Source organism: Bradyrhizobium sp. UFLA05-108 (assembly GCF_059803455.1).
Genome location: NZ_JBANAZ010000006.1, coordinates 181,276 through 193,339, shown reverse-complemented (window position 1 = coordinate 193,339; position 12,064 = coordinate 181,276). Strand labels below are relative to the sequence as shown.

Here is a 12,064-nt window from a genome sequence, read left to right as displayed (position 1 = left end):
CAGTCTTGTAGCGTTCCTTGATCGGGGCCTGCATCTGGCGAAGTTCTGCGGCATCCATTTTTGTTCTCTCCCGGAAGATCGCCCCTCGATGTACCGGCTGGGAGCAAGATTGTCACCACCACATCGCCTGGCCGGGACCCTGGGTTGCGTCACGGTCAGGCACATTGCGATCGAGCGAGCGGTCGAGCGACGTCAGGACATTGCGCTTGAAGCTGTCGAACAGCGGCGAGTTGCGGTCGCGCGGGCGTGCCAGATTGATCTCGATCTGGTCGAACAGCCGGCCCGGCCGCGGCCGCATCACGAGCACGCGATCAGCCAGCACCACGGCCTCGTCGACGTCATGGGTCACCAGGATCAGCGTCGGGCGCGTGTCGGCCCAGAGGTCGAGCAGGTGATCCTGGAGATCCCTGCGCGTGAAGGCATCGAGCGCCGAGAACGGCTCGTCGAGCAGGAGCACTTCGGGCTGCGGCACCAGCGCACGCGCGATCGCGACGCGCTGCGCCTGTCCGCCCGAAAGCTCGCGCGGCCAGGCATCGGCCTTGTCGGCAAGTCCGACGCGATCGAGCGCCCGTGCGACTCTTTCGCGCCGCTCGCCTGCGGGAAGATCGGCGATGCCAAAGCCGATATTGTCGGCCACGCTGAGCCAGGGCAGCAGCCGCGGCTCCTGGAAGATGATGCCGATCTTGGCGTGCGGCGACGTTATCGCCTCATCATCGAGCGTCACCGCGCCGGAGCTGGCGCGATCGAGGCCGGCGATGGCGCGCAGCAGCGTTGACTTGCCGCAGCCGGAACCGCCGATGATGGCGACGATCTCACCCTGCTTGATCGCAGCCGAGAAGCGCGCCAGCGCCTCGACGCCATTGGGGTAGGTCTTGCTCACCCGTTCGAGCGCCAGCATCACGCCCCTCCCCGCTCGCGGCCGAAGGCATCCTGCCAGCGGAGCAGCGGCGCCGTCGCGATCTCGATCATCCAGTCGGTGAGCTTGCCGAGGATGGCGAAGATGACGATCGCGGCCACGATCTGCGCGGGCTTGCCGAGCTGCTGGCCGTCGATCAGCAGATAGCCGAGGCCTTCGGAGGCCCCCATGAATTCGGCGGCAACGACGAACATCCAGCCAAGGCCAAGCCCGACACGGAGCGACACGACGTAAGCCGGGAGCACGGCGGGCAGCAGGATGCGGCGGATCATGGCTGGGCCCGACAGGCGGAAGATGCGGCCGACCTCGACGATCTTGCGATCGACGATGAGAATCGCGCCCATCACGCCGAGATAGACCGGAAAGAAAACGCCGACCGCGATCAGTGCGATCTTGGAGGTCTCGAAGATGCCCAGCCAGAGGATGAACAGCGGCACCCAGGCAATCGAGGGAATTGCACGCAGCGCCTGCACGGTCGGATCGAGCAGCCGGCGCGCCAACGACCAATAGCCGGCGATGGCGCCTAACAGCGTGCCCGCGACGACGCCGAGCACGAAGCCGAGACCGACACGCCACAAGGTCGCGGCGATGTGCCGCGTCAACTCACCCGAGCGGGCAAGATCGAGAATGGTCGCCAGGACTCGCGAGGGCGGTGGCACCAGCCGGCCGTTGGAATAGCCGAGCCAGACCACGAGCTCCCAGCCAAGCGCGAGCGTCAGCGGCAGCACGAGCCCGAGCAGCGGCCGCGCGTAGCGTGCAATGCGCGGCGCACGCGTTAGGCCGCTCTCGGACTGTTCCACCGCTGGGGCTTCGAAGGTCATAGCCATAGCAAGCGCGTCTCTGGCGGGAATGCAAGGGAGCGCAACATTCTCGACCGCCGTCCTGGGCTCGCTTCGCGCCCCGGGACGACGGCGGAGTTGGTTGCGCCCGCCTCTCCACTTGCGTAGCCCGGAGCGCAGTGCAATCCGGGATAGCGCCGCGGGAGGAAAAGTCCCGGATTGCGCTGCGCTCCATCCGGGCTGCAGGCCAGCATCAATTCGTCGGCAGCGGGACCTGGTCGTCGATCAGTGCATCGAGCGTGGCCTTCACATCCACCTTGGCGTCGACGACGCCGGCCTGCTGGAGCGCGAGGCCGGCGGCGAGGATCGAGTCGCGCTGCGCGGCGCCGATGCGGCTGTGGGTCAGTTCGGTGCGCTCCTTGAGCTGCTTGTCGACAACGGCATCGGGCAGCTTCGTCACCGCGATGAAGGTCTTCTTCAGCTCGTCGTAATTCGCCAGCGAGAACTTTCGCGCGTCCTCGTACACCGCGAGCACGCGGCGGACGATGTCGGGATAGTCCTTCAAGAACTGCTCGCGCACATTGAGGATGCCCCAGGTGTTGGCGTCGGCCTTGCGATAGAACAGCTTTGCGCCCTCCTCGACCTCGGCCTGCGCCATCATCGGATCGAGGCCGGCCCAGGCATCGACGTCGCCGCGGATCAGCGCGGTCTTGCCGTCGGCATGCTGAAGCAGCACCGGCGTGATGTCCTTTTCCGAGAGGCCCGCCCCAAGCAGCGCACGCACGAGGAAGATGTGCGGATCGGTGCCGCGGGTCACCGCGACGCGTTTGCCCTTCAGATCAGCCACGTCGGTTATCTTGGAATCCTTGGTCGTGACCAGCGCAGTCCATTCGGGGCGCGAATAGACGTAGATCGACTTGATCGGGTTGCCGTTGATCCTTGCGACCAGCGCCGCCGAGCCCGCAGTCGAGCCGAAATCGATCGAGCCGGCATTGAGGAATTCAAGCGCCTTGTTGGAGCCGGCCGACTGCACCCAGGTGATGCTGATGCCGTCCTTGGCGAACTCCTTCTCGAGAAGCCCCTTTTGCTTCAGGACCAGCGACACCGGATTGTAAGTCGCCCAGTCGATGCGAAGCTCCTTCAGCGGCTCGGCTGCGCGCGCCAGACCAGTGGTCAGCGCGAGCGCCACACCGCCCGCCAGCAGAATGCGTCGTGAAAATCTGGTCATGTCCGGCCTCCTTGCGAAACTTCATTGTTTTTCAATGAGTTATACCTAGAGGTCAACGAGAAAATCCCTATCTTGAAACCGGCCCGGCCGAGAACAAGTTTGTCGAAGGCCAGCCTTTCCAAGCATGGAACGACTATTGCGAGAGAATGGCGGGTGACAGCGCCGGTCAGCTCTTATATCCGGTGAAGCATGGACAGTGTCGCGCCCCAGCACAAGCAGGAGATGGATGATCGTTTCGACAGCGCGCGGGCAACCGCCGCGATCGATGCGCTTGCCGCAAAGCATGAGGGGCGCGAGGACGCGTTCCGCACGGCGATGGCGCAACTGCTCAAGGCCGAGCTGATCGCGGCGCGCGCGGAAGCGCAGAAGATCCTGCTGAAAGACCGCCACGGCCGGCGCTGCGCAGAGCGGCTGTGCCACGTGCAGGACGAGATCATCCGCATCCTCTACTCGGCCGCGACCCGCCATCTCTACCGCTCGCCGATCCCGACCGGCGCCGAGCGCATGGCAGTGGTTGCGACCGGAGGCTATGGCCGCGGCTTGATGGCACCGGAATCCGACATCGATCTCTTGTTCATCCTGCCCTACAAGCAGACCGCCTGGGGCGAGCAGGTCGCCGAAGCCATCCTCTATTGCCTGTGGGACATGGGCCTGAAGGTCGGTCACGCCACGCGCTCCGTCGATGAATCGATCCGGCAGGCGCGCGGCGACATGACCATCCGCACCGCCATCCTGGAGACGCGCTTCCTGACCGGCGACCAGCCGCTCTATGACGAGCTGGTCGCGCGGTTCGACAAGGAAGTGGTCCAGGGCACCGCATCCGAATTCGTTACCGCAAAGCTCGCCGAGCGCGAGGAGCGGCATCGCCGCGGCGGCCAGTCGCGTTATCTGGTCGAGCCCAACGTCAAGGACGGCAAGGGCGGCTTGCGCGACCTGCACACGCTGTTCTGGATCGCGAAATACGTCTATCGCGTGCGCGACACCGACGAGCTCGCCGAGCGCGGCGTGTTCGACGCGCAGGAGTACCGCACCTTCCGCCGCTGCGCCGACTTCCTCTGGTCGGTACGCTGCAACCTGCATTTCTACTGCGGCCGCGCCGAGGAGCGTCTCTCCTTCGACCTCCAGCGCGAGATCGCGGTGCGCCTCGGCTATACCTCGCATCCCGGCATGCAGGACGTCGAGCGTTTCATGAAACACTACTTCCTGGTCGCCAAGGAAGTCGGCAATCTCACCGCCATCCTGTGCGCGAAGCTCGAAGACCAGCAGGCCAAGCCCGCGCCGGTGCTGAGCCGGATGATGGCGCGCCTGAGGCCCAGCACCGTGAAGCGGCGCGTCCCTGACAGCGACGACTTCATCGTCGACAACAACCGCATCAACCTGGCTGCACCCGACGTGTTCAAGCACGATCCGGTCAACCTGATCCGCATCTTCCGCCTGGCACAGAAGAACAACCTCGCCTTCCACCCCGACGCGATGCGTAACGTGACGCGCTCGCTGGGCCTGATCAACGCGCAGCTTCGCGAGAATCCCGAAGCCAACCGGCTGTTCATGGAGATTTTGACCTCCAACGACGCCGAGACCGTGCTGCGACGGATGAACGAGACCGGCGTGCTCGGCCATTTCATCCGCGCCTTCGGCAAGATCGTCTCGATGATGCAGTTCAACATGTATCATCACTATACCGTCGACGAGCATCTGATCCGCTGCATCGGCTTCCTGCAGGACATCGAGCGCGGCGGCATCGAGGAGTTCACGCTCGCCAGCGACCTCATGCGCAAGACGCGGCCCGAGCACCGGCCGGTGATCTATATCGCGACGCTCTTGCACGACATCGCCAAGGGGCGGCCCGAGGATCATTCCATCGCGGGCGCCAAGGTGGCGCGCCGGCTCTGTCCGCGGCTCGGCTTCAGCCCGGCCGATACAGAGCTCGTGGCCTGGCTGATCGAGGAGCATCTGACCATGTCGACGGTCGCGCAGTCGCGCGATCTGTCGGACCGCAAGACGATCGAGAACTTTGCCGCCGTAGTGCAGTCGGTCGAGCAGATGAAGCTGCTCACGATCCTCACCACCGCCGACATCCGCGGCGTCGGGCCCGGGGTGTGGAACGGCTGGAAGGCGCAGCTCTTGCGATCGCTTTACTACGAGACCGAGCCGGTGCTGACCGGCGGCTTCTCGGAAGTAGACCGGGGCAAGCGCCTCGCCGCCGCGCACGCCGAGTTTCGCAACGCCTTCGCCGAATGGCCGAAGGAGGAGCTGGATGCCTATGTCGGCCGGCACTATCCGGCCTACTGGCTCAAGGTCGAGCTGCCGCGCAAGATGCGCCACGCGCGCTTCGTGCGCGCGAGCGAGCAGGCCGGCCACAAGCTCGCGATCAATGTCGGCTTCGACGAGGTCCGCGGCGTCACCGAACTCACGATCTTCGCCGCCGACCATCCCTGGCTGCTGTCGATCATCGCGGGCGCCTGCGCGTCCGCCGGCGCCAACATCGTCGACGCCCAGATCTACACCACGACCGACGGCCGTGCGCTCGACACCATCTCGATCTCGCGCGAATACGACCGCGACGAGGACGAGGGCCGTCGCGCCACCCGCATCGGCGAGATGATCGAGGACGTGCTGGAAGGCAAGCTGCGGCTGCCCGAGGTGGTGGCGCGGCGCACCGTGCGCAGCAAGGCGAGGCCCTTCGTGATCGAGCCGGAAGTGATCATCAACAACCAGTGGTCCGATCGCTACACCGTGATCGAGGTCTCCGGTCTCGACCGTCCCGGCCTGCTCTACGAATTGACCACCGCGATCTCCAAGCTCAACCTCAACATCGCCTCCGCGCATGTTGCGACCTTCGGCGAGCGCGCGCGTGACGTCTTCTACGTCACCGACCTCCTTGGCGCGCAGATCAACGCGCCGACGCGGCAGGCCGCGATCAAGAGCGCGTTGACGCATGTGATGGCGGGCGAGAAGGCGGTCCAGCCGGCGGCGTGAAGGTCGCGCCTGTTCTCTCCACGTGCCATTCCGGGCTCGCCGCTTGTGCGCCGCCCCGGAATGACGAGCGAAGAAAGAGGCGCCTCGCCAACTACACCCCCACCCCCTCATGCCTCAGCAGCCAGCGTTTGCGCTCGAGGCCACCGCCGTATTTCACCAGCGAACCGTCAGCGCCGATCAGGCGGTGACAGGGCAGCACGACGCTGATCGGATTGGAACCGTTGGCGTGACCGACGGCGCGCACCGCCTTGGGCATGTCGAGCCTAGCGGCCAGCGCGCCATAGCTCAGCGTCGTGCCGACAGGAATTGTCGCAAGCGCTGTCCACACCTTGCGCTGGAACGGCGTGCCGGCGACGCGCCATTTGATCGATTTCAGCCGGACGAGATCACCGCCGAAATAAGCCGACAGGGCCGATCGCATCTCGACAGGCGCGCGCCGCGCACGCAGATCGACCGCACCATGATGCAGGCGCAGCAGCTCGTGCATTCGGTGCTCGTAATCGTCCCAGTCGAGCGCGCGCAGCGTGCCTTCTGCATCCGTGACGAGCAGAGCGACCCCGATCGGCGTCTTCAGGCGATCGAAGCCAAACGATTCCGGGTTTTGCGACGCAGCCGTCATGATTAGCTCGGCGAAGAATGGACCGACACAGACTGTCGCGACACGCCCGCGAACGCCACCCGAAAGCTGACACGCCTTGCGCCCTGGCGAGGCTTCCTCCACAATTCCAGGCAGCGATGGCGGCCGCTCGAACAGGCGGAAACAGACCATCGACAGATAATTCCGTGAGGAGGAAGATTCCGGATGAACAATCGCCCAGCCCATTTGGCCGCCACCGCGGCCTTCGCCCTTGCGCTCGCGGCCTCGCCGGCGCTCGCGCAGAAGAAATACGATCCCGGTGCGAGCGACAGCGAGATCAAGATCGGTCAGACCAACCCTTTCAGCGGGCCAGCCTCCGCCTATGCCACGATCGGCAAGACTCAGGCGGCCTATATGAAGATGATCAACGATCAGGGCGGCGTGAACGGCCGCAAGATCAATCTGATCCAGTATGACGACGCCTATAGCCCGCCGAAGGCGGTCGAGCAGGTCCGCAAGCTGGTCGAGAGCGACGAGGTGCTGCTCACCTTCCAGCTTCTCGGGACGCCCTCGAATGCGGCCGTGCAGAAATATCTCAATTCCAAGAAGGTGCCGCAGCTCTTTGCCGCCACTGGCGCGTCGCGGTTCACCGATCCCAAGAACTTCCCGTGGACGATGGGATACAATCCCAACTACTTCGTCGAAGGCCGCATCTACGGCCAATACATCATCAAGAACCATCCGAACGCCAAGATCGGCATCCTCTATCAGAACGACGATCTCGGCAAAGACTATCTGAACGGCATCAAGGCCGGCCTCGGCGACAAGGCCGCAAAGATGATCGTGGCGGAAGCGTCTTACGAAGTCTCGGATCCGACCATCGATTCGCAGATCCTCAAGATCAAGGACGCGGGCGCGGATCTCTTTTTCAGTGCGACGACGCCCAAGCAGGCGGCGCAGGCGATCAAGAAGATCGCCGAGCTCGACTGGCATCCGGTTCACATCCTCGACATCAACTCCGTATCGGTCGGCGCGGTGATGAAGCCGGCGGGGCTCGAAGCTTCCAAGGGCGTGATCAGCGTGAATTACGGCAAGGATCCGCTCGATCCGACCTGGAAGGACGATCCAGGCATGAAGAAGTATTTCGAGTTCATGGCAAAGTACTATCCCGAAGGCGACAAGGACTCGCTCTTCAACGCCTACGGCTACTCGACGTCTCAATTGATGGTCTACGTGCTGCAGAAGTGCGGCGACGACCTGACGCGTGAGAACGTCATGAAGCAGGCGACCAGCCTGAAGGACGTCAAGCTCGACCTTGCACTGCCAGGCATTGTCGCCAACACCTCGCCGACCGACTACCGCGTCAACAAGCAGCTTCAGATGATGAAGTTCAACGGCGAGCGCTGGGAGCTGTTCGGCCCGATCCTGGAGGATGCAGGCCCGGCGGGTTAGTCAGGAAAAGACCGGACGAAAAAGGTCATGCCCGGGCAGAAGCGCGTCTTCGCGCTGGATGTCCCGGGCATCCACGTTCCTGAGCCGAGAAAAGACGTGGATGGCCGGGGCAAGCCCGGCCATGACGCCATGAGAGACCGAGTGTCACTCCGGCACCTCGCCGAAATTCTTTCCGATCGGCAGCACGGCATGGCGGATCAGGCGGGAGTCCTCGACCGCCGCTTGCCGGTGTTTCACCGCTTCGCGATAGACGGGGTCGCGGATCATCTCGACGAAGGCGGCGACGCTTGGATATTCGGCGATGAAGCAGTGGTCCCAGCGTTCCTGCTGCGGACCGATCAGCATTATCTCGAACCTGCCCTGCCAGACGATGCGGCCACCGAGGCGCGTGAACACCGGGCCGCTTTCGCGACCATAGGCCGCATAGGCCTCGGCGCCGGTCGCTTTGCGGCCGTCGGGATAGGCCGCCTCCTTGCGCAAGCGAACCAGATTGAGCATGTGGATCGGACCCGGGCGGTCGTTCTCCCGGAATTGCGCGAAAACCTCCTTGGTCGGATCGATATGGCCCATGGGTGCTCCCTTTCGTTGATGGCTCGATCCTAGCTTTGCCGCGCCTCTCGCGGAACCACCGGCACGCGGCCGCCGCACCTCCTAATCCCGCGTTAAGCTTTGCGTAACCGGGCCTTAAACAGCCACAGCTAGCGTGCGGTGGGACGGACTGACCGGGCGTTTGTGGATGGCGTGGGGAAAGAAAAAAGGCGGGCGCAAGGAGCCACTGTTTGGCTTGCCCGCAGCGCTGGCCGATTTGCGCCTGACGCCTGCCGATCGCATCCCGAACGCCTCGGACGACAAGCCGAAAAAGGACAAGGCCAAGCGCAAGAGCGACGATGCCGATGACGAGCCCCCGCGCGAAAGGAAGGCGCCCGTGAGCCGCAGTGGCGCAAAACGAAGGTCGAAGTCGAAGATCGGCTTTGGCATCGGCCGTCTGTTCTACTGGGGCGCGGTGCTCGGCCTGTGGGGCGTGATCGCCGTGATCGGCGTCGTGATCTGGGTCGGCGCCCATCTGCCGCCGATTCAATCGCTGGAAATTCCAAAGCGCCCTCCGACGATCCAGATCGTCGGCATGGACGGCAGCGTGCTGGCGCAACGCGGCGAGATGGCCGGCGCCAATGTGGCGCTGAAGGATCTGCCGCCGTATTTGCCGAAGGCCTTCATCGCCATCGAGGACCGCCGCTTCTATTCGCATTTCGGCATCGACCCGGTCGGCATCCTGCGCGCCCTGGTCACCAACGTGGTTCATCGCGGCGTATCGCAGGGCGGCTCGACGTTGACGCAGCAGCTTGCCAAGAACCTGTTCCTGACGCAGGAGCGCACCATGCAGCGCAAGCTGCAGGAGGCCGAGCTTGCGATCTGGCTGGAGCGCAAGCACTCCAAGAACGAGATTCTGGAACTCTACCTCAACCGCGTCTATTTCGGCTCCGGCGCCTATGGTGTCGAGGCCGCCGCGCAGAAATATTTCGGCAAGTCGGCCAGGAACGTGACGGTTGCGGAGGCCGCGATGCTCGCGGGCCTCGTCAAATCGCCCTCGCGCCTCGCGCCCAACCGCAATCCCGAAGGCGCGGAAGCGCGCGCGCAGGTCGTGCTCGCCGCCATGGCGGAGGCCAAATTCATCACCGAAGCGCAGGCGCAGGCCTCGATCGGCCATCCCTCCTACAACGTGAAGCCGGCCGGCGCCGGCACCGTGAACTACGTCGCCGACTGGATCGGCGAGGTCCTGGACGATCTCGTCGGCCAGATCGACCAGAGCATCACGGTCGAGACCACGATCGATCCAAAGCTGCAGAGCGTCGCGGAAGCCGCCATCATCGACGAGCTCGCGGCGAAAAGCGTGAAGTTCAACGTCAGCCAGGGCGCGCTGGTCGCGATGACGCCTGACGGCGCCGTGCGTGCCTTGGTCGGCGGGCGGAACTATTCCGAGAGTCAATACAATCGCGCAGTGACCGCCAAGCGCCAGCCGGGCTCCTCGTTCAAGCCGTTCGTCTACCTGACCGCGCTGGAGCAGGGGCTGACGCCCGACACGATCCGCCAGGACGCGCCGATCGAGGTCAAGGGCTGGAAGCCTGAGAACTACACCCACGAGTATTTCGGGGCGGTGACGCTGACCCAGGCGCTCGCGATGTCGCTCAACACGGTCGCAATTCGCCTCGGCCTCGAAGTCGGGCCGAAGAACGTGGTGCGCACCGCGCACCGGCTCGGCATCTCCTCGAAGCTTGAGCCCAACGCCTCGATCGCACTCGGCACCTCCGAAGTCTCGGTCGTCGAGCTGGTCGGCGCCTATGCGCCGTTCGCCAATGGCGGCCTCGCTGTGTCGCCGCATGTGGTGACGAAGATCAAGACGATAGAAGGCGGCAAGTTGCTCTACATGCGCCAGCCCGACGAGCGCAACCAGGTGATCGAGCCGCGCTACGTGGCGATGATGAACACGATGATGCGGGAAACGCTGATCTCCGGCACCGCCAAGAAGGCGGAGATCCCGGGCTGGATGGCCGCCGGCAAGACCGGCACCAGCCAGGATTACCGCGACGCCTGGTTCATCGGCTACACCGCCAACCTCGTCACCGGTGTCTGGCTCGGCAATGACGACAGCTCGCCGACCAAGAAGGCGACCGGTGGTGGCCTGCCGGTGGAAGTCTGGTCGCGCTTCATGCGCACCGCGCACGAAGGCGTGCCGGTAGCGGCCTTGCCGAATTCGCAAGCCGGCTGGGGCCTGTCGAACCTCGCGCAGGCGGCCTCGCAGGTCTCCGCACCGACGCCGTCCGCTGTTGTCAACAATAGCGGTACTCGCCCGCCAGCCACGCGCGCCAATGTGCGACCGGAGCCGGCCGCGGGGCTCGACGGCTGGCTGATGGACCGATTGTTTGGCGGGAACAGGTAGCCGCTAAAAGCGCTGTCAGGTTCGGCCTGAACAAAAAGCTCGAAAACAACCCCATGCACAGTAGCCGGTGAGAGCCGGCGCGACGCGCGGTGGATTTTGCGAGGTCATTGATGCGGCGGACGAAGCAGACGTCGCGACGCGACTTCACTTGCCATTCCCCGCGTAGGCCGTCGCCTCATTCGGGTCATTGCCCGCGAAAGCGGCAATCCAGTACGCCGCGGCTTCTCCGTATTCTTCACCGCCTCTGGAATACTTGATCGTCCACTCCAGTGCGCAATTGCGCACAAGGCGGGCGATGACGGCTTCGGATACGGCCGACGGCTTACAGCCTGGCTAGCAAGAGAGGGCCTTAATCCTCGATCCCGTAGCGATGCAGGTCGTTGCCGTGCGTATCGAGCCACTTCTTGGCGCGCTCGACCGAGGGGCAGATCTTCGCGCAGACGCGCCAGAACCGCGGCGAGTGGTTCATCTCGACGAGATGGGCGACCTCGTGGGCTGCGAGATAGTCCAGCACGTAAGGCGGCGCGAGGATCAGACGCCAGGAGAACGATAGCGAGCCGGCGGAGGTGCAGGAGCCCCAGCGGCTCGACTGATCGCGGATCGAGAGCCGCCTGACGCGAACGCCGAGTTCGGCGGCATAGGCTTCCGCCGAGCGTTGCAAATCGTGGCGCGCCTCGCGCTTGAGGAAGTCGTGGACACGGCGATCGACGTGATCGACACCGCCGGCAACGCAGATGATGCGCTCGCCGCTATCGCGCGTCTCGGTCCACACCGTGCCGCGTACGCCGGCGCGATGCACGATCCGGTGCGGGAGGCCACGAAGCGGTATCACAGTGCCCGCCTGGAACGGTGCGGCCTTCGGCAAGCGGCCAAGGCGCGCGGCAATCCATGCACCGTGACGCTGCGCAAAGTCTTTTGCCTCTGCGAGCGTGCCGCGCGGCGGCATGGTGAGGATCGCTTCGCGATCACTCGGATGAATGCGAAGCGTATAGCGCCGCGCGCGACGGTGTCGGCGCAGCCTTATCGCGAAAAATTGCGATCCGTGGTGGATCACAAAGGTCTTGGGTTCGTGAGGCCGCCGATAAAGGAGCGCGCGAGTGGCCATGTCTGTCAGTCCGGGGAGCAGGAGTTCGCCCGGATTCTGCCATAACCGCCGCCACGGAAAGCGCTCGGCGCAAAAACAAATCATTTGCCCAAT

At 64.5% G+C, this 12,064-nt stretch carries 9 protein-coding genes; 3 read left to right on the top strand and 6 right to left on the bottom strand.

All coding sequences use genetic code 11. The features are described from left to right. Positions 1 to 112: 112 nt before the first annotated feature. The 3 genes from SO140_RS06840 to SO140_RS06830 form a co-directional block, all read right to left on the bottom strand. Positions 113 to 898, bottom strand: coding sequence for an ABC transporter ATP-binding protein (locus tag SO140_RS06840; protein WP_449382618.1), 786 nt, complete (start codon positions 896 to 898; stop codon positions 113 to 115). Beyond that, positions 898 to 1,743 carry an ABC transporter permease gene (locus tag SO140_RS06835; RefSeq protein ID WP_449382619.1) on the bottom strand — a complete coding sequence of 282 codons (846 nt, stop codon included), beginning with the start codon at positions 1,741 to 1,743 and terminating at the stop codon, positions 898 to 900. The genes SO140_RS06840 and SO140_RS06835 overlap by 1 nt, the downstream gene beginning before the upstream one ends. A 205-nt stretch (positions 1,744 to 1,948) precedes the next feature. Then, positions 1,949 to 2,923: an aliphatic sulfonate ABC transporter substrate-binding protein gene (locus SO140_RS06830; protein WP_449382620.1), complete on the bottom strand. Its 975-nt coding sequence runs from the start codon at positions 2,921 to 2,923 to the stop codon at positions 1,949 to 1,951. A gap of 189 nt (positions 2,924 to 3,112) precedes the next feature. On the opposite strand from SO140_RS06830, the gene SO140_RS06825 reads away from it, so the two are divergent. Then, positions 3,113 to 5,902 carry a [protein-PII] uridylyltransferase gene (locus tag SO140_RS06825; RefSeq protein ID WP_449382621.1) on the top strand — a complete coding sequence of 930 codons (2,790 nt, stop codon included), beginning with the start codon at positions 3,113 to 3,115 and terminating at the stop codon, positions 5,900 to 5,902. A 91-nt stretch (positions 5,903 to 5,993) separates the two neighbouring features. Here SO140_RS06825 and SO140_RS06820 read toward each other — a convergent pair whose 3' ends face one another. After that, positions 5,994 to 6,521 (bottom strand): methylated-DNA--[protein]-cysteine S-methyltransferase, encoded by a 528-nt coding sequence (locus SO140_RS06820; protein ID WP_449382637.1) that lies wholly within the window; start codon positions 6,519 to 6,521, stop codon positions 5,994 to 5,996. 183 nt (positions 6,522 to 6,704) lie between these two features. Between SO140_RS06820 and SO140_RS06815 the strand changes: the two genes are divergently transcribed. Beyond that, positions 6,705 to 7,931, top strand: a complete 1,227-nt coding sequence (locus SO140_RS06815) for an ABC transporter substrate-binding protein (protein ID WP_449382622.1) — start codon at positions 6,705 to 6,707, stop codon at positions 7,929 to 7,931. A 144-nt stretch (positions 7,932 to 8,075) separates the two neighbouring features. On the opposite strand, the gene SO140_RS06810 is transcribed toward SO140_RS06815, so the two are convergent. Beyond that, a complete protein-coding gene (locus tag SO140_RS06810) occupies positions 8,076 to 8,501 on the bottom strand; it encodes a DUF1330 domain-containing protein (RefSeq protein ID WP_449382623.1) in 426 nt (141 codons plus the stop codon). A 166-nt stretch (positions 8,502 to 8,667) separates the two neighbouring features. On the opposite strand from SO140_RS06810, the gene SO140_RS06805 reads away from it, so the two are divergent. Next, positions 8,668 to 10,866 carry a transglycosylase domain-containing protein gene (locus SO140_RS06805; protein ID WP_449382624.1) on the top strand — a complete coding sequence of 733 codons (2,199 nt, stop codon included), beginning with the start codon at positions 8,668 to 8,670 and terminating at the stop codon, positions 10,864 to 10,866. A 349-nt stretch (positions 10,867 to 11,215) separates the two neighbouring features. Here the strand turns inward: SO140_RS06805 and SO140_RS06800 are convergent, their stop codons facing one another. Continuing rightward, positions 11,216 to 12,055 carry a M48 family metallopeptidase gene (locus SO140_RS06800; protein ID WP_449382625.1) on the bottom strand — a complete coding sequence of 280 codons (840 nt, stop codon included), beginning with the start codon at positions 12,053 to 12,055 and terminating at the stop codon, positions 11,216 to 11,218. Positions 12,056 to 12,064: the final 9 nt, after the last annotated feature.

What these genes read in the sequence shown, in the direction of transcription:
- SO140_RS06800 (WP_449382625.1), bottom strand. Translation starts at nt 12,055, where the DNA reads ATGATTTGTTTTTGCGCCGAGCGCTTTCCGTGGCGGCGGTTATGGCAG.
- SO140_RS06815 (WP_449382622.1), top strand. Translation starts at nt 6,705, where the DNA reads ATGAACAATCGCCCAGCCCATTTGGCCGCCACCGCGGCCTTCGCCCTT.
- SO140_RS06835 (WP_449382619.1), bottom strand. Translation starts at nt 1,743, where the DNA reads ATGGCTATGACCTTCGAAGCCCCAGCGGTGGAACAGTCCGAGAGCGGC.
- SO140_RS06810 (WP_449382623.1), bottom strand. Translation starts at nt 8,501, where the DNA reads ATGGGCCATATCGATCCGACCAAGGAGGTTTTCGCGCAATTCCGGGAG.
- SO140_RS06830 (WP_449382620.1), bottom strand. Translation starts at nt 2,923, where the DNA reads ATGACCAGATTTTCACGACGCATTCTGCTGGCGGGCGGTGTGGCGCTC.
- SO140_RS06805 (WP_449382624.1), top strand. Translation starts at nt 8,668, where the DNA reads ATGGCGTGGGGAAAGAAAAAAGGCGGGCGCAAGGAGCCACTGTTTGGC.
- SO140_RS06820 (WP_449382637.1), bottom strand. Translation starts at nt 6,521, where the DNA reads ATGACGGCTGCGTCGCAAAACCCGGAATCGTTTGGCTTCGATCGCCTG.
- SO140_RS06825 (WP_449382621.1), top strand. Translation starts at nt 3,113, where the DNA reads ATGGACAGTGTCGCGCCCCAGCACAAGCAGGAGATGGATGATCGTTTC.
- SO140_RS06840 (WP_449382618.1), bottom strand. Translation starts at nt 898, where the DNA reads ATGCTGGCGCTCGAACGGGTGAGCAAGACCTACCCCAATGGCGTCGAG.